Source organism: Pseudomonas sp. S3_B11, assembly GCF_054667715.1.
In genome coordinates this window covers 5,120,130-5,146,762 of the sequence record NZ_CP162749.1, presented here as the reverse complement: position 1 = coordinate 5,146,762, position 26,633 = coordinate 5,120,130, and the positions used below count along the sequence as shown (strand labels likewise).

Below are 26,633 nucleotides of genomic sequence, written 5' to 3'. Positions count from 1 at the left end.
GTCTGCTGATCCAGGGTCGCCGTGGGGGGCGAGGGTCGGAGTTTACTCAGGTTGCCGGACACATTTCCAGTGCCCAACTCAGGTTCCTATTAGGAGAGGGCTTGGTGGGAGTGAGCTTGCTCGCGATGGCAGTCTCACATCCAACATCGATGTCGACTGACCTGCCGCCATCGCGAGCAAGCTCGCTCCCACAGGGGATTAGCGGAGTTACCAAGGGATTGTTTCGCCCCGGTAGTTGACGAAATGATGCCCACCCTTGCCGGAAAAGGCATCGACCTGGTCGATCAGCCCGCGAGTGCTGGTCTCGACATCGATGTCCGCTCCTTCGCCGCCCATGTCGGTCTTCACCCAGCCCGGGTGCAGCGACAGCACGGTCAGTGACTGCTCGCCCAGTTGGCTGACAAAGCTATTGGTCATGGAGTTGAGCGCCGCCTTGCTGGCCTTGTACAGCGCCAGTTCCGGCGCGTCGGGCATGGTCACGCTGCCCAGCACCGAACTCATGAAGGCGAGCACGCCGCTGCCGTCGCGGATCTGGCCAACGAAGCGTTGGGCCAGGTTGATCGGCGCCACCGCGTTGGTGAAGAACAACTGGCCGACTTCGGCCAGCGTCGCACCGCCCGGGCTCTGGTTGTCCGGGCCCTTGACGCCGGCATTGACGAACAACAGATCGAAGGTCTCGCCCTTGAGCTGTTGGCTCAGGGCGATGACCGCTTGCTGGTCGTCCATGTCGAGTTTTTCGATCCGCACCGGGCCCAGCGCCTTCAAAGCCTCTGCGTTCTGCGGGTTGCGCACGGTGGCGGTCACGTTCCAGCCATCGCTGAGCAGCGTCTTCACCAGACCGAGGCCCAGGCCCCGGGAGGCGCCGATGATCAATGCGTTTCTTGCCGAATTCATGAGAGGCATCCTTGAAAGAAAAAGGTCATGGATTTAATGGACAGCGTTGTCCGAGCCGTTGTTTCAGCTCGTGACGCAACGCGTCGAGTTCGGTGATGCGGGTTTCGATCAGGTTCAGTTTGTCTTGCAGCAATTGCGTCACGGCGCAGTCCGGGTCGGGGGCGTTCCACAGGGCGGCGACGCTGGCGCCGATCTCGCCCAGGGTAAAGCCCAGGCGCTGGGCTGTCTTGATATAGAGCACCAGTTGGACCACGTCGGCGGGGTAGTCGCGATAGCCGTTGGCGCTGCGCGTCGCCGCGATCAGGCCCCGCTGCTCGTAGAAGCGCAGTGTGTCTCGACTGACGGCGCAGGCCTGGGCTAATTCACCGATGCGCATTGTGGAACTCCAGAGGACTTGACCTTGGAGCATACCCCAGGCTTTAGCCTTTTCGCTCCCCAATTATCTGGAGCAAAGTGTATGTGGACTTCGATGCAATACCGCCGGGTGGTGCTTGGCAGCGCCTGGTACGACCTGATCGTGTCGGCCGCGCTGGTCACGCCGTGGAGCTTTGCGGCACTGCATGGCGTGTTGGTGAGCATGACTCAGCTATTTGACCTGCCTGGGGACCTGCCGCCATTTGCGCCGGCGCATGTGTTGATGGTGAATTTGATGGGCTCGATTGTCTGCGTGTGGGCGGTGCTGCGGATTCGGGATCCGCAGGCGCTGTACGGGCGTTATGACGCGACGGGGCGGTTTCTGTTTTCGGCCTGGATGCTGTATGCGCTGCTTCATGGGGCCAGTGCGGTGTTGTGGGTTTTCCTGTTTTTCGAGGTGGTGTGGGGCTTGGTTCAGGTGTTGCCTGTTCGGGACTCATCGCGAGCAAGCTCGCTCCCACAGGGGGCCTGAGTCGAGCCTGCCGGCCGTGTGTGGGAGCGAGCTTGCTCGCGATAGAGGCGCCGCGGTCTATCTCAGTGCCCCGCCTGCCAAGGCTGCCCCAGGGACACCGGCGCATACAGCCGGGTGCGCACGGCGTCCCGGGACAACAGCACCAGCACCACAATGGTCGCGGCATACGGCAGCATCGCCAGCAGACTCGATGGAATCGCCAGGCCCAGCCCCTGGGCCACCAGGTGCAGGATGCTGGCGAGGCCGAACAGGTAGGCGCCCAGCAGCAGGCGCCACACCCGCCAACTGGCGAACACCACCAGCGCCAGGGCGATCCAGCCGCGTCCGGCGCTCATGTTCTCGGCCCACATCGGCGTGTAGGCCAGCGACAGATAGGCGCCGGCCAACCCGGCCATGGCGCCGCCAAACAGTACCGCCAGGGTCCTCACCCGCAACACCGGCAGGCCCATGGCACTGGCGGCATCGGGATTTTCCCCGACGGCCTGGATGATCAACCCGACGCGGCTTTTCACTATCATCCACGCCACCAGGGTAAACAGGGCGAAGGACAGGTAAACCAGCAGATCCTGGGCAAACAGCATCCGCCCGATCAGTGGAATGTCACTCAAGTAAGGAATCGCCAGCGGCTCGAATCCCGCCAGCGGTTTGCCGACCCAGGCCGCTCCGACAAAGCTCGACAGGCCCACACCGAAAATCGTCAGCGCCAGCCCGGTGGCCACCTGATTGGCGTTGAATACCAGCGCCACCAGCGCGAACAACGCCGACAACAGCATGCCGGCAGCCATCGCCAGCAGCACGCCGAGCCACAGGTTGCCGCTGTTGAATGCGACGATAAAACCGATCACCGCACCGAACAGCATCATGCCTTCCTGGCCCAGGTTGAGGACGCCGCTTTTTTCGCAGACCAATTCACCCAGGGCCACCAGCAGCAACGGCGTACCGCAGCGGACCATGGCGTAGAAAATATTGCTCAACAGGTCGATATCCATCACAGCGCTCCTGCCTGTACGGCGGTGGTTCGGGTGCGGCGGGCCCAGCGCAGGTTGAGGCGTGGCCGGTACAGAATCAGCACGTCGCAGGCCAACAGGAAAAACAGCATCATTCCCTGGAACAGTTGGGTGATTGCCTGGGGAAGGTTCAGCGACATCTGCGCGCTCTCGCCGCCGATGTACAGCAGGGCCATCAACAGGCTGGCAAACAGAATGCCAATGGGATTGAGCCGCCCCAGGAAGGCCACGGTAATTGCCGCATAGCCGTAGCCCGGCGACACCTGCGGCACCAGTTGACCGATCGGCCCGGTCACTTCGCAGACGCCGGCCAGCCCGGCCAGTGCCCCGCTGATCAACAACGCCAGCCACACCAACGGTTTCTGGCGAAAACCGGCGAAACCGGCGGCGCGGGCATCGAGGCCCAGTACCTTGATCTGAAAGCCAACGAAGCTTTTTTGCAGCAAAACCCACACCGCCACCAGTGCCAGCAGGGCGAAATACAGCCCGGCGTGGACCCGGCCGTCCTCCAGCAGCAACGGCAGGCGACTGGCCTCGCCGAACATCGCCGACTCGGGGAAGTTGAAACCCGCCGGGTCTTTCAACGGTCCGTGAACGCAAAACAGCAACAGGTTCAGGGCGATGTAATTGAGCATGATGCTGGTGAGGATTTCATTGGCATTGAAGCGCGTGCGCAGCCACGCCGTGAGCCCGGCCCAGGCGGCACCGGCCAGGGTGCCGGTCAGCAGGATCAGCACCAGTGCCCAGCGGCTTTGCATGTCGATGATATTCACCGCCAAGGCGCTGCCGGCCAGGGCGCCGAGCAGCAGTTGGCCTTCAGCTCCGATGTTCCAGATTCGCGCCTGATAGGCCACGGCCAGGCCGAGGGCACACAGCAGGATCGGCAGGGTCTTGACCAGCCACTCGGACACGCCGTACAGATCGCTGATCGGGGCGATCAACAGGGTGTACAGCGTTTGCAGCGGATCGTGCCCCAGGGCGATGAACAGCAGCGAGCCACAGGCCAGGGTCAACACGGCGGCCAGTAGCGGCGAGCACCAGAGCATCAGGCGCGATTGCTGGCCGCGAGGTTCGAGAGAAAGCAGCATGTAGAACTCCGTTTAGACCGGTGCGGGGGCAGGGGATTGAGGGGCGTCGAACTGGCCGGCCATCCAGCCGCCGACGTCACTGAGCCGGGTCTCGACGGTGGGCCTCAAGGCCGACAGACGCCCGCCGCACAAGGCGCCGAGGCGGTCGCTGATCTGGAACAGTTCGTCGAGGTCTTCGGAGATCACCAGAATCGCCGCGCCTGCATCGCGCAGGGTAATCAGGGCGCGATGGATGGTCGCGGCCGCGCCGACGTCCACGCCCCAGGTCGGGTGAGCGGCCACCAGCAGCTTCGGCTGTTGCAGGATTTCCCGGCCGAGAATGAATTTCTGCAGGTTGCCTCCCGAGAGGCTGCGCGCCGGGGTTCTGGTGTCGGGTGTCTTCACGCCAAAGCGGCGGATGATCTCTTCGGCCAAGTGTTCGACCTTGCTGCGGCGAATCAGTCCGTGGCTGACCAGGCCCTGTTGGAACGCACTGAGCAAGGCGTTATCCGCCAGGCTCAATTGCGGCACGGCGCCGTGGCCCAGGCGCTCGGCGGGGACAAAGGCCAGCCCGAGCCGGCGACGGGCGTCGGGGCGCAGATGAGCCACGGGTTGCCCGTCGAATCGGATCGTTTCGCCTTGCAGGCGGGCAAGCGGAGTTTCTCCGCTGAGCAACGCCAGCCATTCATCCTGACCGTTGCCCGCCACCCCGGCGATGCCGACGATTTCGCCGCTGCGCACCTCCAGGTCAATCTCCCGCAACGAGCAGCCGAACGGGTCCGGGTTGTGCCAGGACAGCTTGTTGATTTGCAGGAAGGCTTTGTCTGCGTTGACCTTGGGGTAGTCCGTGATCAGTCCGGCCGCTTCGCCAACCATCAGTTGCGCCAACTCCCGGTCCGAGCAGTGCGCCGGCGTGCAATGCCCCGACACCCGCCCGCCGCGCAGCACCGTGGCGCTGTGGCACAACGCTCGCACTTCCCCGAGCTTGTGGCTGATAAACAGGATGCTGCAACCCTCGCTCGCCAGGCGGCGCAGGGTCACGAACAGTTCTTCGGCTTCAACGGGCGTGAGCACCGAGGTCGGCTCGTCGAGAATCAGCAGGCGAATGTCTTGCATCAGGCAGCGAATGATCTCCACCCGTTGCCGCTCGCCAATCGACAGGCTGTGGACCAGCCGCTGCGGCTCCAGCGCCATGCCGTAGCGCCGGGAAACCTCGCGGATCCGGGGTTCCAGCTGCGCCGGCGTACCGGCTGCCGCGCCCATTGCCAGGGCAATGTTCTGCGCAACGGTGAGGGTTTCGAACAGCGAGAAATGCTGGAATACCATGCCGATTCCCAGGCCGCGGGCCTGGGCCGGGTTGCGCAGGTTGACGCGCTGGCCTTGCCAGATCACCTCGCCCGAATCGGCAGGGGTGACGCCGTAGATAATCTTCATCAGGGTGCTTTTACCCGCACCGTTTTCCCCGAGCAGGGCGTGGATCTCCCCGGGTTGGATGCTCAGGTCGATGGCGTCGTTGGCCAGGCAACCGGGGTAGCGTTTGCTGATGTTGCGCAATTGCAGGCGCGCGATGGAATCGGGGTTGGACATGACAGGCTCGGGCCGATGGACAGGAATGCCTGTGGATAAAGCAATTTCCTGGCCATCAGGTCAGGAAATTGCCTCGACCCGCGTCGCCAAGGCTTTCTGCACGTGGGCTGGGCATCTGCCGCAGGAAAATTCTGCACCGGCTTGGAGCGCGCAGGTTTTGCGCAGGCATCGGTTTGCCCTGAAATGGGTGGTTAAAAATTGAGCAAGCGGCTGCGAGCCATGCCCTTCTTGGGGTGGCAGGAGCCATGAACGGGTTATCCACAGGTTGCTCCACAGTTATTGTGTGCAAGCGGGAAACTCGGGCATAAGCACTGCGGGGCTTTCTTCTAAAGGTGATAAACCGCCGCAAGCGTTTGTTTAGTGGATGGATTTGTCTGTTCGGCGGGACTTTGGCTGAAAAATGAGCAACCCTCTGAAACCCGCATGACAGAAGGGTTACAGAGGGATGTGCTCAGGTTATCCACAGTCGGGTACACAGTGGATGTGGGCAAGTTGAACGATTGCGAGGCGCCCTGAAAGGTCGCAGGTTGATCTCAACGTGCCAGCAGAATCCGGCCACGGCTCAGGTCCGCCAGGTGCGTTTGCAAGGTTTCGATCTGCGCTTCGCCCACGGCCAGTTGAAGATCGACGCCATTGGCCGTAAAGCGCTCTTCATTGACCAACCCGGCGCATTCGGCGACGCGCAGTTTCACCAGGGCCAGTTCGGCGAACCCGCAGGAACAGCGCAGCGCCACGCGACTGATCAATTCGATTTTCTCGGCGTTTTGCAGGCATTTGTTCGCGCCGCCGCCATAAGCCCGGGCCAGCCCGCCCGTGCCCAGTTGAATCCCGCCGTACCAGCGAATCACCAGCACCGCGACCTGATCGCAGGCTTGTGCTTCGATCGCGGCCAGGATTGGCCGCCCGGCGGTGCCTCCCGGTTCGCCATCGTCGTTGCTGCGGTATTGGTCGCCGAGTTTCCAGGCCCAGCAATTGTGCGAGGCATTCAGGTCGCTGTGCTGGTCGATAAAGGCCTGGGCGTCGGCGGGGCTGGTGATGGGCGCGGCGAACGTGATGAAGCGGCTTTTGCGAATTTCTTCGCGGTGTTCGCAAAAGCCGGCAAGGGTAAAGGGCATGGCGATCTTAGAGGGCAGGTGTCAGGCCGCAGCCTTTGAGAATGATGCGGATCAGGTTGTCGCCAGCCTCGACCATGTCCTGCTTGGTCAACTTGCTGCGCCCGGTCACGCGACAGATCTGGGTGGCGAAGTCGGCGTAATGCTGGGTGCTGCCCCATAACAGGAAAATGAGGTGAACCGGGTCGATCGGGTCCATCTTGCCGGCATCGATCCAGGCCTGGAATACGGCCGCCCGACCATTGAACCAGGCGCGATAATCCTGGTTGAAATACTCGGTCAGGCATTCGCCACCGCTGATCACTTCCATGGCAAACAATCGCGATGCCTGGGGTTGGCGACGAGAGAACTCCATCTTGGCGCGGATATAGCGGGTCAGGGCTTCGGCCGGATCATCCTCGGCTGTGAGGGTATTGAAGGTGCTGTCCCACAATTCGATGATGTTGCTCAGCACCGCCACGTACAAACCGAGTTTATTGGTGAAGTAATAATGCAGATTTGCCTTGGGCAGCCCGGCCTTCAGGGCGATGGCATTCATGCTGGTGCCTTTGAACCCGTGACGGGCGAATTCATCTTCGGCAGCCTTGAGAATCGTCTCTTCGTTCTTTTGACGAATGCGACTGGTGGGCTTGCCACCGTGGGCAGGGACTTCAAAGGTCATGGGCGTTTCCGGGCTGGGTCTGTGGGCAAGCAAGTGCGTTGATAGCGCACCGGCATCGATCCGACAAGTGCCATCACACTAAAAGCCTGACTAAACACCTGTGGGAGCGAGCTTGCTCGCGATAGCAGTGGAACCGTCACATCTTTATTGACTGAATATCCGCTATCGCGAGCAAAAGGGTTAACGGGTGGCCGCCAGGCTTTCGAGAAAACTCTCCAGCACCAGGTGAGGCCGACGCCCCTTGCGCGTGACCGACGCCAGGCTCAGGTCATAGAACCGTGCGGAGGGCTTCAGGGCGCGCAGCCGACCTTGCTGGACCCAGAGGCTGGCGTAATGATCGGGCAGGTAACCGATGTAGCGTCCGGTGAGGATCAGGAACGCCATGCCTTCGCGGTCCGATGCGCTCGCGGTGCAATTGAGCGCCTGGTAATGGGCCTGTATTTCGGCAGGCAGGCGGAAGGTTGGCGCGATGGCGTCCTGGCTGTTGAGGCGAGCGTCCTCAAGTTGCTGGTCATCGACATAAAACAGCGGATGCCCGACCGCGCAGTACAGCAGTGATCGTTCACTGTACAGCGGTTGATATTCCAGCCCGGACAGGGCACTGGCCTGGGGGACTACGCCAACATGCAGGCGCCCGTCGAGCACGCCTTGCTCGACTTCGTTGGGGGCGATCATGCGAATCTGGATCTGCACGTCGGGCCCGCGTTCTTTCAATTGCGCCAAGGCGTGGGTGATGCGCATGTGGGGCAGGGTGACCAGGTTGTCGGTCAGGCCGATGGTCAATTCACCGCGCAAATGCTGGTGCAGGCCGTTGACCTCGGTGCGAAAGCTTTCCAGTGCGCTCAATAGCTGCAACGCCGATTGATACACCTCGCGACCTTCCTCGGTCAGGGAAAAGCCCGCGCGCCCACGCTGGCAGAGGCGCAGGCCGAGGCGTTGCTCTAGATCGCTCATCTGCTGGCTGATGGCCGAGCGGCCGATGCCAAGCACGGTTTCTGCGGCGGAAAATCCACCACATTCCACTACGCTGCGGAAAATGCGCAGCAGGCGAATATCAAAGTCGCTGACCTGGGCCAGTGGATCGGGACGACGAGCGCTCATAGTTTAGTGATCCACAGACTGAAGGTTACAAAAGTTGGATTTCACCGACTTTATCGACGTGGCAACTTAGCTGCAAGAACGCTTTCGATTCCCTGTCGCTTATGACCTGCGAGGTTTTGTCGATGAACATGCCCGAACACGCTGCCGGTTCCCTGGCCAGCCAGCTCAAGCTGGATGCCCACTGGATGCCTTACACCGCCAACCGCAATTTCCAGCGCGATCCGCGCCTGATCGTCGCTGCCGAAGGCAGTTGGCTGGTGGATGACAAGGGGCGCAAGGTGTACGACTCGCTGTCGGGCCTGTGGACATGTGGCGCCGGGCACACCCGCAAGGAAATCCAGGAAGCGGTCGCCAAGCAACTGGGCACCCTCGATTACTCGCCGGGGTTCCAGTACGGCCATCCGCTGTCGTTCCAACTGGCGGAAAAAATCACCAGTCTGACCCCGGGCAATCTCAATCATGTGTTCTTTACCGACTCCGGCTCCGAGTGCGCCGATACCGCGGTGAAGATGGTCCGCGCCTACTGGCGTCTCAAGGGCCAGGCGACCAAGACCAAGATGATTGGTCGTGCCCGTGGCTATCACGGCGTGAACATCGCCGGCACCAGCCTCGGCGGTGTCAACGGCAACCGCAAGCTGTTCGGCCAAGCCATGATGGACGTCGACCATTTGCCTCACACCTTGCTGGCCAGCAATGCCTATTCCCGTGGCATGCCGAAAGAGGGTGGCATCGCCTTGGCCGATGAGCTGCTGAAGTTGATCGAGCTGCACGATGCTTCCAACATCGCTGCGGTATTCGTCGAACCGATGGCGGGGTCGGCTGGCGTGCTGGTGCCGCCAGAGGGTTACCTCAAGCGCCTGCGGGAAATCTGCGACCAGCACAGCATTCTCCTGGTGTTCGACGAAGTGATCACCGGTTTCGGCCGCACCGGTTCGATGTTCGGTGCCGACAGCTTTGGCGTGACCCCGGACCTGATGTGCATCGCCAAGCAAGTCACCAATGGCGCGATCCCCATGGGTGCGGTGATTGCCAGCTCCGAGATCTACCAGACGTTCATGAACCAGCCGACGCCCGAGTACGCGGTGGAATTTCCCCACGGCTACACCTACTCGGCGCACCCGGTGGCCTGCGCAGCTGGCCTGGCGGCGCTTGACCTGTTGCAGAAGGAAAACCTGGTGCAGAGCGTGGCCGAGATCGCCCCGCATTTCGAGAATGCACTGCACGGCTTGAAGGGCGCGAAAAACGTCATCGACATTCGCAACTATGGCCTGGCCGGCGCGATCCAGATCGCCGGGCGCGACGGCGACGCAATCGTGCGTCCGTTCGAGGCCGGCATGGCGTTGTGGAAAGCCGGGTTCTATGTGCGGTTTGGCGGCGACACCCTGCAGTTCGGTCCAACGTTCAACAGCAAGCCGCAGGATCTGGATCGCCTGTTCGATGCGGTCGGTGAAGTGCTGAACAAGCTCGACTGATACGTCCTTCTATATAGCTTTCGATAACGGGCGTCCGGTCACGGGCGCCTGTGGATAAATTCTGGAGTCCCCATGAGCCTAATCCCGCATTTGATCAATGGCGAACTGCTGAGCGACAGCGCTCGCACCGCCGATGTGTTCAACCCATCTACTGGCCAGGCCATCCATAAAGTGCCGTTGGCTGATCGCGCAACCATCCAGCAGGCCATCGACGCCGCGAAGGCGGCTTTCCCGGCCTGGCGTAATACACCGGCGGCCAAGCGCGCGCAGGTGATGTTTCGTTTCAAGCAATTGCTGGAGCAGAACGAATCGCGCATCGCGCAGTTGATCAGTGAAGAACACGGCAAGACGTTGGAAGACGCGGCCGGTGAGCTCAAGCGCGGCATCGAAAACGTCGAGTTTGCCTGCGCGGCACCAGAAATTCTGAAAGGCGAATACAGCCGTAACGTAGGACCGAACATCGACGCATGGTCAGACTTCCAGCCTCTGGGTGTGGTAGCTGGTATTACACCGTTCAACTTTCCGGCGATGGTGCCGCTGTGGATGTATCCGCTGGCGATCGTCTGCGGTAACTGCTTCATCCTCAAACCGTCCGAGCGTGACCCGAGTTCGACGCTGCTGATCGCACAGCTGTTGTTGGAAGCCGGTTTGCCCAAGGGCGTATTGAGCGTGGTGCACGGCGACAAGGCTGCGGTGGACGCGCTGATCGAAGCGCCAGAAGTGAAGGCGCTGAGTTTTGTCGGTTCAACGCCGATTGCCGAATACATCTATGCCGAGGGCACTCGGCGCGGCAAACGCGTCCAGGCGTTGGGTGGGGCGAAGAACCATGCGGTGCTGATGCCGGACGCGGACCTGGACAATGCCGTCAGCGCACTGATGGGTGCGGCGTACGGTTCGTGCGGTGAACGCTGCATGGCGATTTCGGTAGCGGTGTGTGTCGGCGACCAGGTGGCGGATGCGCTGGTGGCCAAGCTGGTGCCGCAGATCAAGGCGTTGAAGATTGGCGCAGGTACGTCCTGTGGGCTGGACATGGGGCCGTTGGTGACGGGGCAGCATCGCGACAAGGTCAGCGGCTATATAGAAGACGGTGTGGCGGCGGGTGCTTCGCTGGTGGTCGATGGCCGTGGCTTGAGTGTGACCGGGCATGAGGAAGGTTTCTTCCTGGGTGGCTGCCTGTTTGATCGCGTGACACCTGAGATGCGCATCTATAAGGAAGAGATCTTCGGGCCGGTGCTGTGCATCGTCCGGGTCAATAGCCTGGAAGAGGCGATGCAGTTGATCAACGATCACGAGTATGGCAACGGCACCTGCATCTTCACTCGTGATGGCGAGGCGGCGCGGTTGTTCTGCGATGAGATCGAAGTCGGCATGGTGGGCGTCAACGTTCCATTGCCGGTGCCGGTTGCCTATCACAGCTTTGGTGGTTGGAAGCGCTCGCTGTTCGGTGACCTGCACGCCTACGGCCCGGACGGCGTGCGTTTCTATACCCGTCGCAAGGCCATTACCCAGCGCTGGCCGCAGCGTGCCAGCCATGAGGCTTCGCAGTTCGCTTTCCCCAGCTTGTAACCGGTAAACACAGAGGCCGGCGCCCTTGGGCGCCGGCCTCTGTGTTTACGGGGCTTTTTGACTGATGTGACAGAATTATGAAAATAGGTGTTGACGGCAGATTCTGGAAGTCTATAATTCGCCCCACTTCCGGCGCAGTCGGAACGGAAAACTCCTTGAGATTCAATGAGTTAAGTAAGTTTCGAAGGTGTTGGGCTTCAGTTCATCGAAGCACGGAAGGAGCAGGTAGAGCGGTGTTGTTTGGCTCTATCAGCGGTTCGATCTTCTCGGTCGAAAGCGGTGAAAAAGAGGTGTTGACAGCAGCGAGTAACGCTGTAGAATTCGCCTCCCGCTAACGAGAGATCGGAAGCGCAAGTGGTTGAAGTTGCAAAGGAAACTTTGAAAACTTCTGAAAATAACCGCTTGACAGATACACGGGGCGCTGTAGAATGCGCGCCTCGGTTGAGACGAAAGACTCAGCCAACCGCTCTTTAACAACTGAATCAAGCAATTCGTGTGGGTGCTTGTGGAGTCAGACTGCTAGTCAACAGATTATCAGCATCACAAGTTACTCCGCGAGAAATCAAAGATGTAACCAACGATTGCTGAGCCAAGTTTAGGGTTTTCTCAAAACCCAAAGATGTTTGAACTGAAGAGTTTGATCATGGCTCAGATTGAACGCTGGCGGCAGGCCTAACACATGCAAGTCGAGCGGTAGAGAGGTGCTTGCACCTCTTGAGAGCGGCGGACGGGTGAGTAATGCCTAGGAATCTGCCTGGTAGTGGGGGATAACGCTCGGAAACGGACGCTAATACCGCATACGTCCTACGGGAGAAAGCAGGGGACCTTCGGGCCTTGCGCTATCAGATGAGCCTAGGTCGGATTAGCTAGTTGGTGGGGTAATGGCTCACCAAGGCGACGATCCGTAACTGGTCTGAGAGGATGATCAGTCACACTGGAACTGAGACACGGTCCAGACTCCTACGGGAGGCAGCAGTGGGGAATATTGGACAATGGGCGAAAGCCTGATCCAGCCATGCCGCGTGTGTGAAGAAGGTCTTCGGATTGTAAAGCACTTTAAGTTGGGAGGAAGGGCATTAACCTAATACGTTAGTGTTTTGACGTTACCGACAGAATAAGCACCGGCTAACTCTGTGCCAGCAGCCGCGGTAATACAGAGGGTGCAAGCGTTAATCGGAATTACTGGGCGTAAAGCGCGCGTAGGTGGTTCGTTAAGTTGGATGTGAAATCCCCGGGCTCAACCTGGGAACTGCATTCAAAACTGTCGAGCTAGAGTATGGTAGAGGGTGGTGGAATTTCCTGTGTAGCGGTGAAATGCGTAGATATAGGAAGGAACACCAGTGGCGAAGGCGACCACCTGGACTGATACTGACACTGAGGTGCGAAAGCGTGGGGAGCAAACAGGATTAGATACCCTGGTAGTCCACGCCGTAAACGATGTCAACTAGCCGTTGGGAGCCTTGAGCTCTTAGTGGCGCAGCTAACGCATTAAGTTGACCGCCTGGGGAGTACGGCCGCAAGGTTAAAACTCAAATGAATTGACGGGGGCCCGCACAAGCGGTGGAGCATGTGGTTTAATTCGAAGCAACGCGAAGAACCTTACCAGGCCTTGACATCCAATGAACTTTCCAGAGATGGATTGGTGCCTTCGGGAACATTGAGACAGGTGCTGCATGGCTGTCGTCAGCTCGTGTCGTGAGATGTTGGGTTAAGTCCCGTAACGAGCGCAACCCTTGTCCTTAGTTACCAGCACGTTATGGTGGGCACTCTAAGGAGACTGCCGGTGACAAACCGGAGGAAGGTGGGGATGACGTCAAGTCATCATGGCCCTTACGGCCTGGGCTACACACGTGCTACAATGGTCGGTACAGAGGGTTGCCAAGCCGCGAGGTGGAGCTAATCCCACAAAACCGATCGTAGTCCGGATCGCAGTCTGCAACTCGACTGCGTGAAGTCGGAATCGCTAGTAATCGCGAATCAGAATGTCGCGGTGAATACGTTCCCGGGCCTTGTACACACCGCCCGTCACACCATGGGAGTGGGTTGCACCAGAAGTAGCTAGTCTAACCTTCGGGAGGACGGTTACCACGGTGTGATTCATGACTGGGGTGAAGTCGTAACAAGGTAGCCGTAGGGGAACCTGCGGCTGGATCACCTCCTTAATCGACGACCGCAGCTGCTTCATGAGCTCCCACACGAATTGCTTGATTCATTGAAGAAGACGATAGAAGCAGCTTTAAGCTCCAAGCTGATAGCTCATAGCTAACAGTTACAAGCTCGAAATTGGGTCTGTAGCTCAGTTGGTTAGAGCGCACCCCTGATAAGGGTGAGGTCGGCAGTTCGAATCTGCCCAGACCCACCAATTTTGTAATGGGGCCATAGCTCAGCTGGGAGAGCGCCTGCCTTGCACGCAGGAGGTCAGCGGTTCGATCCCGCTTGGCTCCACCATAAACTGCTTCTGAAAGCTTAGAAATGAGCATTCCATCAAAGTGATGGTGAATGTTGATTTCTAGTCTTTTGATTAGATCGTTCTTTAAAAATTTGGGTATGTGATAGAAAGATAGACTGAACGTTACTTTCACTGGTAACGGATCAGGCTAAGGTAAAATTTGTGAGTTGCTCTCATGAGCAAGATCGAATTTTCGGCGAATGTCGTCTTCACAGTATAACCAGATTGCTTGGGGTTATATGGTCAAGTGAAGAAGCGCATACGGTGGATGCCTTGGCAGTCAGAGGCGATGAAAGACGTGGTAGCCTGCGAAAAGCTTCGGGGAGTCGGCAAACAGACTTTGATCCGGAGATGTCTGAATGGGGGAACCCAGCCATCATAAGATGGTTATCTTGTACTGAATACATAGGTGCAAGAGGCGAACCAGGGGAACTGAAACATCTAAGTACCCTGAGGAAAAGAAATCAACCGAGATTCCCTTAGTAGTGGCGAGCGAACGGGGACTAGCCCTTAAGCTTCTTTGATTTTAGCGGAACGCTCTGGAAAGTGCGGCCATAGTGGGTGATAGCCCTGTACGCGAAAGGATCTTAGAAGTGAAATCGAGTAGGACGGAGCACGAGAAACTTTGTCTGAATATGGGGGGACCATCCTCCAAGGCTAAATACTACTGACTGACCGATAGTGAACTAGTACCGTGAGGGAAAGGCGAAAAGAACCCCGGAGAGGGGAGTGAAATAGATCCTGAAACCGTATGCGTACAAGCAGTGGGAGCCCACTTTGTTGGGTGACTGCGTACCTTTTGTATAATGGGTCAGCGACTTATTTTCAGTGGCGAGCTTAACCGAATAGGGGAGGCGTAGCGAAAGCGAGTCTTAATAGGGCGTCTAGTCGCTGGGAATAGACCCGAAACCGGGCGATCTATCCATGGGCAGGTTGAAGGTTGGGTAACACTAACTGGAGGACCGAACCGACTACCGTTGAAAAGTTAGCGGATGACCTGTGGATCGGAGTGAAAGGCTAATCAAGCTCGGAGATAGCTGGTTCTCCTCGAAAGCTATTTAGGTAGCGCCTCATGTATCACTGTAGGGGGTAGAGCACTGTTTCGGCTAGGGGGTCATCCCGACTTACCAAACCGATGCAAACTCCGAATACCTACAAGTGCCGAGCATGGGAGACACACGGCGGGTGCTAACGTCCGTCGTGAAAAGGGAAACAACCCAGACCGTCAGCTAAGGTCCCAAAGTTATGGTTAAGTGGGAAACGATGTGGGAAGGCTTAGACAGCTAGGAGGTTGGCTTAGAAGCAGCCACCCTTTAAAGAAAGCGTAATAGCTCACTAGTCGAGTCGGCCTGCGCGGAAGATGTAACGGGGCTCAAACCATACACCGAAGCTACGGGTATCACGTAAGTGATGCGGTAGAGGAGCGTTCTGTAAGCCTGTGAAGGTGAGTTGAGAAGCTTGCTGGAGGTATCAGAAGTGCGAATGCTGACATGAGTAACGACAATGGGTGTGAAAAACACCCACGCCGAAAGACCAAGGTTTCCTGCGCAACGTTAATCGACGCAGGGTTAGTCGGTCCCTAAGGCGAGGCTGAAAAGCGTAGTCGATGGAAAACAGGTTAATATTCCTGTACTTCTGGTTATTGCGATGGAGGGACGGAGAAGGCTAGGCCAGCTTGGCGTTGGTTGTCCAAGTTTAAGGTGGTAGGCTGGAATCTTAGGTAAATCCGGGATTCCAAGGCCGAGAGCTGATGACGAGTTACCCTTTGGGTGACGAAGTGGTTGATGCCATGCTTCCAAGAAAAGCTTCTAAGCTTCAGGTAACCAGGAACCGTACCCCAAACCGACACAGGTGGTTGGGTAGAGAATACCAAGGCGCTTGAGAGAACTCGGGTGAAGGAACTAGGCAAAATGGCACCGTAACTTCGGGAGAAGGTGCGCCGGTGAGGGTGAAGCACTTGCTGCGTAAGCCCACGCCGGTCGAAGATACCAGGCCGCTGCGACTGTTTATTAAAAACACAGCACTCTGCAAACACGAAAGTGGACGTATAGGGTGTGACGCCTGCCCGGTGCCGGAAGGTTAATTGATGGGGTTAGCTAACGCGAAGCTCTTGATCGAAGCCCCGGTAAACGGCGGCCGTAACTATAACGGTCCTAAGGTAGCGAAATTCCTTGTCGGGTAAGTTCCGACCTGCACGAATGGCGTAACGATGGCGGCGCTGTCTCCACCCGAGACTCAGTGAAATTGAAATCGCTGTGAAGATGCAGTGTATCCGCGGCTAGACGGAAAGACCCCGTGAACCTTTACTATAGCTTTGCACTGGACTTTGAATTTGCTTGTGTAGGATAGGTGGGAGGCTTTGAAGCGTGGACGCCAGTTCGCGTGGAGCCATCCTTGAAATACCACCCTGGCAACTTTGAGGTTCTAACTCAGGTCCGTTATCCGGATCGAGGACAGTGTATGGTGGGTAGTTTGACTGGGGCGGTCTCCTCCTAAAGAGTAACGGAGGAGTACGAAGGTGCGCTCAGACCGGTCGGAAATCGGTCGTAGAGTATAAAGGCAAAAGCGCGCTTGACTGCGAGACAGACACGTCGAGCAGGTACGAAAGTAGGTCTTAGTGATCCGGTGGTTCTGTATGGAAGGGCCATCGCTCAACGGATAAAAGGTACTCCGGGGATAACAGGCTGATACCGCCCAAGAGTTCATATCGACGGCGGTGTTTGGCACCTCGATGTCGGCTCATCACATCCTGGGGCTGAAGCCGGTCCCAAGGGTATGGCTGTTCGCCATTTAAAGTGGTACGCGAGCTGGGTTTAGAACGTCGTGAGACAGTTCGGTCCCTATCTGCCGTGGACGTTTGAGATTTGAGAGGGGCTGCTCCTAGTACGAGAGGACCGGAGTGGACGAACCTCTGGTGTTCCGGTTGTCACGCCAGTGGCATTGCCGGGTAGCTATGTTCGGGAAAGATAACCGCTGAAAGCATCTAAGCGGGAAACTTGCCTCAAGATGAGATCTCACTGGGACCTTGAGTCCCCTGAAGGGCCGTCGAAGACTACGACGTTGATAGGCAGGGTGTGTAAGCGCTGTGAGGCGTTGAGCTAACCTGTACTAATTGCCCGTGAGGCTTGACCATATAACACCCAAGCAATTTGTAACTCCAAGCCCAAGGCAAAGAGACCAGATTGCGGTGTGTGAAGACGAAACGAACCGAAAGTTCGAATCTCACAAAACACCGAAGCTATCACATACCCAATTTGCTGAAGCGAGGCCAACTGGCCACGACTCAGTACCCGAATTTCTTGACGACCATAGAGCATTGGAACCACCTGATCCCATCCCGAACTCAGCAGTGAAACGATGCATCGCCGATGGTAGTGTGGGGTTTCCCCATGTGAGAGTAGGTCATCGTCAAGATTAAATTCCGAAACCCCTATCTGCTGATGCAGGTAGGGGTTTTGTTTTGCCCGCGGGAAAGTTCTTACGACAAGCGCGGAAAGCTCCCGGCTGTCACAACCCCCCGACAGTGCTAAGGTTCTGCCCCTAGCTTTTGCATTTTCAAGGATGCCTTTCATGCCGGACGCAACGTCCCTTAACCCAGCTTTCATGGTGGTTCACGGGAATCGCCTTGATGAATTGCGCAGCCTGGTAATCAGCTTGATGCGGCGCTATCCGCTGGCCCCCCTTGAAAATGAAATCGCCCTGGTACAGAGCAACGGCATTGCCCAATGGCTCAAGCTCGCGCTGGCTGAAGACCCGGAAGACGATGATTCCGGCGGCTGCGGTATTGCGGCTGCCATTGATGTGCAACTGCCGGGCAGTTTCATGTGGCAACTTTATCGAACAGTCCTGGGACGCGACGAAATTCCGGCCAAGTCCCTGCTGGATAAGGCTCCGTTAACCTGGCGCCTGATGCGTCTGCTGCCGCAGTTGATCGAGCAGCCTCATTTCGAACCTCTGCGACGATTCCTTACCCAAGACACCGACTTGCGCAAGCGCTATCAACTGTCCGAGCGTCTTGCCGATCTGTTCGACCAGTACCAGGTCTACCGGGCCGACTGGCTTGAGGATTGGGCGGAAGGTCGACACCAGACCAGAAATGTCCGAGGTGAAATCAAGCCGCTTGCACCGGCAAATTGCTGGCAAGCGGAGCTGTGGCGAGCCTTGCTGCTGGATGTGGGAGAGCAAGGCATGGCGCAAAGCCGTGCCGGCGTTCATCAGCGCTACATCGAGCGTATCAACAGCCTGGAAGTCGCTCCGAAAGGCCTGCCCGCACGGGTCATCGTGTTTGGTATTTCGTCGTTGCCTGCCCAGGTACTGGAGGCGCTCGCCGGCCTTTCCCGGTTCAGCCAGGTTCTGCTCTGCGTGCATAACCCGTGTCGCCATCATTGGGCGGACATCGTCGCCGACAAGGATTTGCTGCGTCACCAATACAAGCGCCAGGCACGCAAGGCTGGCATGCCCGTCGTCCTCGATCCGCAAACCCTGCATCAACATGCCCATCCGTTATTGGCCGCCTGGGGCAAGCAAGGGCGCGACTATATCAACCTGCTCGACAGCTACGATGACCCGAACAGCTATCGCTCGGTATTTCGCGATGGGCGAATCGACCTGTTCACCGATGGGACCCCCACGACCCTTCTCAGCCAGTTGCAGGATGACATCCTGGAGCTGCGCCCCCTGGACGAAACCCGGGAACACTGGCCTGTCGTCGATACAGAGCGAGACGGCTCGATTCGCTTTCATGTGGCCCATGGCGCCCAGCGTGAAGTCGAAATTCTCCACGACCAATTGCTGGCCCACTTCAGTGCGGATCCGACCCTGCGCCCACGGGATATCATCGTCATGGTCCCGGACATCGACAGTTATGCACCGCACATTCGCGCAGTGTTCGGCCAGCTCGACAGGAGCGACCCGCGGTTCATTCCCTTCACGCTGACCGACCAGGGCCAGCGTGGACGTGATCCACTGCTGATCGCCGTCGAGCATTTGCTCAAGCTGCCGGACAGTCGTTTCCCGGTCAGCGAAATCCTCGATCTGCTGGATGTCCCGGCGTTACGCGAACGGTTTGGCATCGATGAGGCCGACCTGCCGACACTGCACCGCTGGATCGAAGGAGCAGGCATTCGCTGGGGGATGAGCGCCGAACACCGTGCCGGGTTGGGTCTGCCTGCCGAGCTTGAGCAGAACAGTTGGCATTTCGGCTTGCGTCGCATGTTGCTGGGGTATGCCGTCGGCAGTTCGAGCGCTTATGAGGGCATTGAGCCCTATGACGAAATCGGGGGCCTGGATGCGGCGTTGATCGGTCCCCTGGTTGCTTTGCTGGATGCCCTGGAAGTTGCCCATCAGGAACTCACCCGGCCGGCATCGCCGCAGCAATGGGGTTCACGCCTGCAAGATCTGATGCAGCTGTTTTTCCAGGCAAGCAACGAGCATGACGACTATTTGCTGGCCCAACTCGAAGACTTGCGTGAAACCTGGCTGGAAACCTGTGAGTCGGTGGGGCTGCACGATGAATTGCCGCTGACGGTGGTGCGAGAGGCGTGGTTGGCCGGACTGGATCAGGGGCGACTGTCCCAGCGTTTCCTGGCCGGCGCAGTCAACTTCTGTACCTTGATGCCGATGCGCGCGATCCCCTTCAAGCTGGTGTGCCTGCTGGGAATGAATGATGGTGATTACCCACGAGCCCAGCCGCCGTTGGACTTCGACCTGATGGGCGGCGATTATCGTCCGGGTGATCGTTCCCGCCGTGAGGACGACCGCTACCTGCTGTTGGAAGCGCTGCTTTCTGCTCGGGAAAAGCTGTACATCAGTTGGGTGGGGCGCAGTATTCGCGACAACAGCGAGCGCCCGGCATCGGTGTTGATCGGCCAACTGCGCGATCATCTCGCCAGTGGCTGGCGGTTGGCAGATGACGGCAAGCCTCTTCTCGATGCCCTGACCCAGGAGCATCCGTTGCAACCGTTCAGTGCACGTTATTTCCATCAAGGTGACGAACTGTTCAGTTACGCCAGCGAATGGCGGATGCTCCATGGCGCTTGCGATCAAACCGATAAAAACCGGATGCTGGAGCCCTATGTTCAGGAAGAGCCCTTGGGCCTCGGGCAGTTGCAGGACTTCCTGCGCAATCCTGTCCGCCATTTCTTCAGTCAGCGGTTGAAGGTGTTCTTCGAGGCCATCGAAGCGCCTTTGGCCGATGACGAACCTTTTGTGCTCGATGCGCTGCAACGCTACAGCCTGAGTGACAGTCTGCTCGAGGCCGCCCTGGTGCGCCTGGACCAGCCGGATCTTGCCCTCACCGCCCACGCCAAAAGACTGCAGAACAGTGGTCTGTTACCCATGGCCGGTTTCGGTGAGTGCATGCAGCGTGAATTGATTGAACCCCTGCCGGATCTGCTCCAGCGTTACCAACAGCTTCTGGCGTTATGGCCGACACCGTCGGTCAGCGCTGTGCCAGTCAGCCTGCAATTGCAGGGAGTGAATGTCGAGGGCTGGCTCAGTGGTTTGCATCAGCGTTCCGACGGTGCGGTCCTCGCCATCACGGCCATACCCAACAGCATTGGCTCCACCAAGACCCGTAAGTGGCATCGCTTGATACGGCCTTGGGTCAACCATCTCGTGGCCTGCGCTAATGGCTTGTCGTTGACGACGGCGCTGGTGGCCAGTGATGACAGCTTGCTGCTGGCACCTTTTGACGAGCCTGTCGCACAAAGGCTACTGGGCGACATGCTGCTGGCTTGGCAGACCGGTATGCGCCAGCCGCTACCAATCGCGGTGAAGACGGCTTTCGCCTGGCTCGGCCAGACTGATCCGGACAAGGCCGAAGCGGCGGCTCGCAAAGCCTATGAGGGCGATGGACAGACGTTTGAAGGCGAACGGCGGGAAAGTCCGGCGTTGGCTCGACAGTTTCCTGATTTCGATGCCTTGATGGCTGACGAAACATTCCCCGATTGGTGCGATGCGCTTTACCGGCCGTTGCTCGAAGCCCCATGGCGTTCATTGGTCGGCGAGGAAGCCCGTTCATGAGTCGACAGACACCATTGGCCCTGGCTTTCCCGCTACGTGGCAGCCAACTGATCGAGGCCAGCGCCGGTACCGGCAAGACCTTCACCATCTCGGCGTTGTACCTGCGTCTGGTGCTGGGGCATGGTGATTCGGCGTCCGGCTTTGGCCGCGAGTTGCTTCCACCGCAAATCCTGGTAGTGACCTTCACGGACGCTGCCACCAAAGAGTTGCGTGAACGAATTCGCACCCGTCTGGCCGAAGCCGCGCGTTTCTTCCGCGACGAAATTCCCGCCCCGGATTCGCTGATCGCTGCGTTGCGCGATGAGTTCAACGCTGACCAATGGCCTGGCTGCGCGAACCGGCTGGACATCGCTGCGCAGTGGATGGACGAAGCGGCCGTCTCGACCATCCACAGTTGGTGCCAGCGCATGTTGCGTGAGCACGCCTTCGACAGCGGTAGCTTGTTCACCCAGACCTTGGAAACCGACCACAGCGAATTGCTGGGCGAGGTGCTGCGCGATTATTGGCGGTTGTTCTGCTATTCGATGCAAGGCGAGGCGCTGAACTGGGTGCGTACCCATTGGGGAGGGCCTGCTGCGCTGTTGCCGCGGGTACGAGGCTTGTTTTCCAGCGAGCGTGGCGATGGTGACGGGCTTGAGCCTGCCGAACTCATCGCCGCGGCCTTGCAGGAGCGCAGTGCCGCCTTGCTCGATCTCAAGGCGCCGTGGCGGCAATGGGCGGTGGAACTGTTGCAGATCTGCCAGCAAGGCGTGGCCAGCAAGTCTGTCGACGGGCGCAAGATGCAGGCGCGTTACTTCGAACCGTGGTTTCAGAAAATCACTGCCTGGGTCGATGACGAAAGCCTTGAGCTGTTGGACATCGGCACCGGGTTCTCGCGGTTGACGCCCGAGGGCATGGCCGAAGCCTGGAAAGGTGAAGTGCCCAACCATCCCGGGCTGGACGCCATGGCCAGTCTCAAGGCCAGCCTGGATGCGTTGCCCACGCCAGATGCCGCCGTATTGCAGCATGCCGCGCAATGGGTCGGGGCGCGCTTCGAGGCAGAGAAGCGTCGCCGCGCCGAGATGGGCTTCGATGACATGCTGCTGCGCCTCGACGCGGCCCTGCAGGCCGACGGAGGCGAGCGTCTGGCGAGCCTGATTCGCGAGCAGTTTCCGGTAGCGCTGATCGATGAGTTCCAGGACACCGACCCGGTTCAATACCGGATCTTCGAAAGCATCTACCGTATCGAAGATAACGACCCCGGGACCGGACTTTTCCTGATCGGCGATCCGAAGCAGGCGATCTACGCGTTTCGCGGTGCCGACATCTATACCTACCTGCGCGCTCGCGAAGCCACTGCTGGCAGGCTGCACACGCTGGGCACGAATTTCCGTTCCAGCCATGCCATGGTCGGTGCGGTAAACCATGTTTTCCAGAATGCCGAGTCCCGCCCGAAGGGGCGTGGGGCCTTTCTGTTCCGTGAACCTTCGGGCGAGAACCCGGTGCCGTTCCTGTCCGTTGAATCCCAGGGACGCAAGGAGTCCTTGCGGGTCGCAGGGCAGGTGGTCGCGGCGCTGAACATCTGGCACCTGTCGTCGGAGCAGCCGCTTTCCGGTGCGGTGTATCGACAATCCATGGCGGCCGCTTGCGCCAGTGAGATCACGGCGTTGCTCAACGGCGGCCAGTCGGGACGCGACGGCTTCACGGTCGATGGAAAAGTGCTGCGAGGCGTGCGCCCGGCAGATATCGCCATCCTGGTGCGCGATGGTAAAGAAGCGCAGGCGGTGCGAGACGCGTTGTCCGCGCGAGGCGTGCGCAGTGTCTATCTGTCCGACAAGGATTCGGTCTTTGCCTCGCAGGAAGCGCGTGATTTGCTTGTCTGGCTCAAGGCCTGTGCCGAGCCGGATGCCGAACGACCGCTACGGGCGGCCCTGGCCAGCATCACGTTGAATCTGTCGCTGACGGAACTGGAGCGTCTCAATCAGGATGAGCTGGCCTGGGAAGCCCGGGTCATGCAATTCCGCGGTTATCGTACGGTCTGGCGCAGCCAGGGCGTGCTGCCGATGTTGCGGCGCCTGCTGCATGATTTCGAACTGCCCCAGGCCTTGATGGTGCGCAGCGATGGCGAGCGGGTGCTGACCAACTTGTTGCACCTTTGCGAACTGTTGCAGCAGGCAGCCGGTGAACTGGATGGCGAACAAGCCTTGATCCGGCATTTGTCCGAGCACCTGGCCTTGTCCGGGCAGGCGGGAGAAGAGCAGATCCTGCGCCTGGAAAGCGATGAGCAACTGGTCAAGGTGGTCACGATCCACAAGTCCAAGGGCCTCGAATATCCGTTGGTCTTCTTGCCCTTCATCTGCTCGACGAAACTGGTGGACGGCAGTCGACTGCCATTGCACTACCACGATGAGGCCAACAAGGCGCAGATCAGCCTCAAGCCCACTGCCGAATTGATCGCCAAGGCCGATGACGAGCGTCTGGCTGAGGATCTGCGGCTTCTCTACGTGGCTCTGACCCGTGCACAACATGCCTGCTGGCTAGGTGTCGCGGATCTCAAGCGGGGCAGCAACAATCGCTCGATCCTCCATGTGTCCGCGCTGGGGTATCTATTGGGCGGTGGTGCACCGCTGACCGAGTCGGTGGAGTTGAGGCGTTGGCTGGAAGACCTGCAACAAGGCAGCGACGCGGTGAGCTACCAGCCAATGCCCGAAGCCACCGACGAGCACTACCGGCCCCCGCGCAACGAAGCCGTGTTGCTTGAGCCCTTGGTGCCCTTGCGAAAAGCCAGCGAGAACTGGTGGATCGCGTCCTACAGTGCCTTACGCATCAGCGAAAGCCTGAGCGAAGGCAGCGATACCGCGCCAGAGAGTCCGCAGGCCCAGAAACTGTTCGACGATGAACGACTGGATCCGGACGCTCCCAGGGAGACTATCGCTATCGGTGGCGACATCCACCGCTTTCCCCGTGGTCCCAATCCCGGCACTTTCCTGCATGGCCTGCTGGAGTGGGCCGCAGGGGAGGGCTTTTCATCGGCGCCAGCGGATATCGAGGATGCCATTGCCCGACGCTGCAATCGCCGAGGCTGGAAAGGCTGGATCACCACGCTGAGCGATTGGCTGCAGCACCTGATCAAGATGCCCATGCACGTCGGCAATGACCAGGCGCCAGTGGTGCTCGAAGAACTGAGCCAATTCCAGGTCGAGATGGAGTTCTGGTTCGCCAGTCATAAGGTCGATGTGCAAAAACTCGACCAGCTGGTTTGCCGGTTCACCCATGGCGGTGTGGCCCGCGTCGCGGCGGAGCCGGTGCTGCTCAACGGCATGTTCAAGGGCTTCATCGATTTGACGTTCGAGCACGACGGTCGGTACTACGTGGCCGATTACAAATCCAACTGGCTGGGTGTCGATGACATGGCCTACACCGTACCGGCCATGGAACAGTCGATCCTGGACCATCGCTACGACCTGCAATACGTGCTGTACCTGTTGGCCCTGCATCGCCAGCTCAAGGCACGGCTCCCCGATTACGACTACGACCGGCATGTCGGCGGCGCGTTGTACCTGTTCCTTCGCGGAACCCGCTCAGCCAGTCAGGGTGTGTATTTCGTCAAGCCGCCACGGGCATTGATCGAACAATTGGATCGTCTGTTCCAAGGGGCGCCCGAACCCAAGGCCGAGCCGGCGTGGGTACAGGGAGAATTGCTATGAGTCGTTCTTTTGCCGACCTGCTGCCCAAGTCGTCCGACGACGAAAGCCTGGTGGAGTTGGCGCCCTTGAGCCGTGCGCAGGACCTGCTGTTGTTACTGACGCGCTGGGTCGAGCGCGGCTGGTTGCGCGCCCTGGACAAGGCCTTCGTGGCGTTCCTCCATGAACTGGCACCCGACGATGATCCATTGGTCCTGCTCGCCGCTGCGTTGACCAGTCATCAACTGGGTCACGGGCATGTTTGCCTGGATGTGTTCGAGACCCTCAAGGAACCGGATTTTGCTCTGTCCCTGCCTCCCGAGGGTGACCTGCAGACGGGTGTGATGCTGCTGCCATCGCAAATATTGGCGACACTGGACGGCGTCCATTGGTGCAAGGTTCTGGCGTCCAGTCGTCTGGTGGCCCTGGCCGTGGATGGGAGCGAAGAGGCGCAGCAACGTCCGTTGGTGCTGTCTGGCAAACGTCTTTATCTGCGCCGCTACTGGGGTTATGAACGGCGGATCGATGAAGCGTTGCGTCAACGGCTTATCGAGCATGAAGCGGCGCCCGGCGACCTGCGCGAGCGTTTGGACGGGTTGTTCGGGCCGGCCAATGCCAGCGGCCCGATCGATTGGCAGAAACTGGCCTGCGCGCTGGCAACCCGCGGGGCCTTCAGCATCGTGACCGGCGGCCCGGGCACCGGCAAGACCACGACCGTTGTGCGCCTGCTGGCCCTGCTCCAGGCACCGGCCGTCGAGGCCGGGAAGCCGCTGCGGATTCGCCTGGCCGCGCCCACTGGCAAGGCGGCGGCGCGCCTGACCGAGTCCATCAGCCAGCAGGTCCGAACCCTGGATGTGGACGACGCGGTGCGCGAACGGATTCCCTGCGACGTCACGACAGTCCATCGTTTGCTGGGCAGCCGCCCTGGCACCCGGCATTTTCGCCACCATGCAGGCAATCGCTTGCCACTGGATGTGTTGGTGGTCGATGAAGCGTCGATGATCGACCTGGAGATGATGGCCAATCTGCTGGATGCTCTGCCGGCCCATGCACGGTTGGTATTGCTGGGGGACAAGGACCAGTTGGCCTCTGTAGAGGCCGGTGCGGTGCTCGGGGATTTGTGTCGAGACGCCGAGGAGGGCTGGTACAGCCCCCGGACCCGAGCCTGGCTTGAGTCGGTCAGCGGTGAAAACCTGGCGGCCGGTGACCTGCAACAGGACCTCGACGGCACTCATCCCCTGGCACAGCAAGTGGTCATGCTCAGGCATTCCCGGCGCTTCGGCGAAGGCAGCGGGATCGGTCAGCTGGCTCGTTGGGTCAACCAGCAGCAGCCTGAAAAAGCCCGTCAGTTGCTGGAGCAAGGGCAGCATGCCGATCTGTCTTCCCTGAAGTTGGCGAATGAACACGACACGAAACTGGAGAAGCTGTTACTCGACGGCAAGCCAGATGGGTCCCAGGGGTATCGGCATTACCTGAACCTGCTACGGCAGCGACGCCCGGCCATTTCTCGCCCGCTGGAAGACCGTTGCTGGACCGATTGGGCCCGGGAAGTCCTGGCGGCCTTCGACGAATTCCAATTGCTTTGCGCGGTGCGCAAAGGTCCGTGGGGCGTCGAAGGACTGAACCTGCGAATCACCGCCGCCTTGCTCAAGGCACGCCTTATCGATAGCGATCATCAGTGGTACGAAGGACGCCCGGTGCTGATGACCCGCAACGACTATGGGCTGGGGCTGATGAACGGCGATATCGGTATCGCCCTCAAGTTGCCCGAGCGTGACGGGCCTGATGCTGGAAAACAGGTTCTGCGGGTCGCTTTCCCGCGCAACGACGGTCAGGGCGGTGTGCGTTTCGTCCTGCCCAGCCGCCTGAATGATGTGGAAACCGTGTATGCCATGACGGTGCACAAATCCCAGGGCTCGGAATTCACCCATACCGCGTTGATCCTCCCGGATGCGCTGAACCCGGTATTGACCAAGGAGTTGGTGTACACCGCCATTACCCGGGGCAAGCAATGGTTCAGCCTGATAGAGCCGCGAGCGGGGGTGTTTGAGGAGGCGGTGCGGCGCAAGGTCAAGCGCTTGAGCGGGCTGATGTTGGAACTGGAGGGTGATGACTGAATGATCAGCTTTCGTGATTCAATGCTGGA

Annotated in this window: 15 protein-coding genes, 2 tRNA genes and 3 rRNA genes; 12 read left to right on the top strand and 8 right to left on the bottom strand. The window is 59.3% G+C overall.

Annotated elements, in window-relative coordinates:
- Nucleotides 1–207: 207 nt before the first annotated feature.
- Nucleotides 208–894, bottom strand: coding sequence for an SDR family oxidoreductase (locus tag AB4O22_RS23145; RefSeq protein WP_003197496.1), 687 nt, complete (start codon nucleotides 892–894; stop codon nucleotides 208–210).
- Between the two features lie 25 nt (nucleotides 895–919).
- On the bottom strand, nucleotides 920–1,270 hold the full coding sequence (locus AB4O22_RS23140) for a MerR family transcriptional regulator (protein ID WP_003197497.1): 351 nt from the start codon (nucleotides 1,268–1,270) through the stop codon (nucleotides 920–922).
- An 81-nt stretch (nucleotides 1,271–1,351) separates the two neighbouring features.
- Between AB4O22_RS23140 and AB4O22_RS23135 the strand changes: the two genes are divergently transcribed.
- Nucleotides 1,352–1,780 carry a hypothetical protein gene (locus AB4O22_RS23135; protein WP_223470767.1) on the top strand — a complete coding sequence of 143 codons (429 nt, stop codon included), beginning with the start codon at nucleotides 1,352–1,354 and terminating at the stop codon, nucleotides 1,778–1,780.
- A 62-nt stretch (nucleotides 1,781–1,842) separates the two neighbouring features.
- Here AB4O22_RS23135 and AB4O22_RS23130 read toward each other — a convergent pair whose 3' ends face one another.
- Genes AB4O22_RS23130 through AB4O22_RS23120 form a run of 3 tightly spaced genes read right to left on the bottom strand, consistent with a single transcriptional unit; the run spans nucleotide 1,843 to nucleotide 5,441 of the window.
- The gene (locus AB4O22_RS23130; RefSeq protein ID WP_223470765.1) at nucleotides 1,843–2,769 is read right to left on the bottom strand and encodes an ABC transporter permease; all 927 of its coding nucleotides are present in this window, start codon (nucleotides 2,767–2,769) and stop codon (nucleotides 1,843–1,845) included.
- Nucleotides 2,769–3,875, bottom strand: coding sequence for an ABC transporter permease (locus AB4O22_RS23125; protein ID WP_223470763.1), 1,107 nt, complete (start codon nucleotides 3,873–3,875; stop codon nucleotides 2,769–2,771). The genes AB4O22_RS23130 and AB4O22_RS23125 overlap by 1 nt, the downstream gene beginning before the upstream one ends.
- Nucleotides 3,876–3,887: 12 nt before the next feature.
- Entirely contained in the window at nucleotides 3,888–5,441 is a 1,554-nt protein-coding gene (locus AB4O22_RS23120; RefSeq protein WP_223470761.1) for an ABC transporter ATP-binding protein, read from the bottom strand.
- Nucleotides 5,442–5,472: 31 nt separating this feature from the next.
- Between AB4O22_RS23120 and AB4O22_RS23115 the strand changes: the two genes are divergently transcribed.
- Nucleotides 5,473–5,643, top strand: a complete 171-nt coding sequence (locus AB4O22_RS23115) for a hypothetical protein (RefSeq protein WP_223470759.1) — start codon at nucleotides 5,473–5,475, stop codon at nucleotides 5,641–5,643.
- Nucleotides 5,644–5,974: 331 nt separating this feature from the next.
- Here the strand turns inward: AB4O22_RS23115 and AB4O22_RS23110 are convergent, their stop codons facing one another.
- From AB4O22_RS23110 to AB4O22_RS23100, 3 genes are all read right to left on the bottom strand, one after another.
- Nucleotides 5,975–6,556 carry an IMPACT family protein gene (locus AB4O22_RS23110; protein ID WP_027911825.1) on the bottom strand — a complete coding sequence of 194 codons (582 nt, stop codon included), beginning with the start codon at nucleotides 6,554–6,556 and terminating at the stop codon, nucleotides 5,975–5,977.
- A gap of 7 nt (nucleotides 6,557–6,563) precedes the next feature.
- A complete protein-coding gene (locus tag AB4O22_RS23105; protein WP_003197514.1) occupies nucleotides 6,564–7,214 on the bottom strand; it encodes a TetR/AcrR family transcriptional regulator in 651 nt (216 codons plus the stop codon).
- A gap of 180 nt (nucleotides 7,215–7,394) precedes the next feature.
- Nucleotides 7,395–8,315 (bottom strand): LysR family transcriptional regulator, encoded by a 921-nt coding sequence (locus AB4O22_RS23100; protein ID WP_003197516.1) that lies wholly within the window; start codon nucleotides 8,313–8,315, stop codon nucleotides 7,395–7,397.
- 122 nt (nucleotides 8,316–8,437) lie between these two features.
- Between AB4O22_RS23100 and aptA the strand changes: the two genes are divergently transcribed.
- The 10 genes from aptA to recD all read left to right on the top strand — a co-directional run bounded on the left by aptA (nucleotide 8,438) and on the right by recD (nucleotide 26,604).
- Complete coding sequence (gene aptA / locus AB4O22_RS23095) at nucleotides 8,438–9,787, top strand: omega-aminotransferase AptA (protein WP_003197518.1); 1,350 nt, start codon at nucleotides 8,438–8,440, stop codon at nucleotides 9,785–9,787.
- Between the two features lie 72 nt (nucleotides 9,788–9,859).
- Entirely contained in the window at nucleotides 9,860–11,353 is a 1,494-nt protein-coding gene (locus AB4O22_RS23090; protein WP_003197520.1) for a CoA-acylating methylmalonate-semialdehyde dehydrogenase, read from the top strand.
- 625 nt (nucleotides 11,354–11,978) lie between these two features.
- Nucleotides 11,979–13,515 (top strand): 16S ribosomal RNA (locus AB4O22_RS23085).
- Nucleotides 13,516–13,638: 123 nt separating this feature from the next.
- Nucleotides 13,639–13,715: transfer RNA gene (locus AB4O22_RS23080), tRNA-Ile, on the top strand.
- A gap of 10 nt (nucleotides 13,716–13,725) precedes the next feature.
- A tRNA-Ala gene (locus tag AB4O22_RS23075) sits at nucleotides 13,726–13,801 on the top strand.
- Nucleotides 13,802–14,043: 242 nt separating this feature from the next.
- Nucleotides 14,044–16,935: ribosomal RNA gene (locus AB4O22_RS23070) — 23S ribosomal RNA — on the top strand.
- Nucleotides 16,936–17,100: 165 nt separating this feature from the next.
- Nucleotides 17,101–17,216 (top strand): 5S ribosomal RNA (gene rrf / locus AB4O22_RS23065).
- The 16S, 23S and 5S rRNA genes sit together here with 2 tRNA genes alongside, the layout of an rRNA operon.
- 156 nt (nucleotides 17,217–17,372) lie before the next feature.
- A complete protein-coding gene (gene recC, locus AB4O22_RS23060; RefSeq protein WP_460097250.1) occupies nucleotides 17,373–20,825 on the top strand; it encodes an exodeoxyribonuclease V subunit gamma in 3,453 nt (1,150 codons plus the stop codon).
- Nucleotides 20,822–24,511: an exodeoxyribonuclease V subunit beta gene (gene recB / locus AB4O22_RS23055; RefSeq protein ID WP_460097249.1), complete on the top strand. Its 3,690-nt coding sequence runs from the start codon at nucleotides 20,822–20,824 to the stop codon at nucleotides 24,509–24,511. The genes recC and recB overlap by 4 nt, the downstream gene beginning before the upstream one ends.
- The gene (recD, locus tag AB4O22_RS23050) at nucleotides 24,508–26,604 is read left to right on the top strand and encodes an exodeoxyribonuclease V subunit alpha (RefSeq protein ID WP_460097248.1); all 2,097 of its coding nucleotides are present in this window, start codon (nucleotides 24,508–24,510) and stop codon (nucleotides 26,602–26,604) included. The genes recB and recD overlap by 4 nt, the downstream gene beginning before the upstream one ends.
- Nucleotides 26,605–26,633 lie beyond the last annotated feature (29 nt).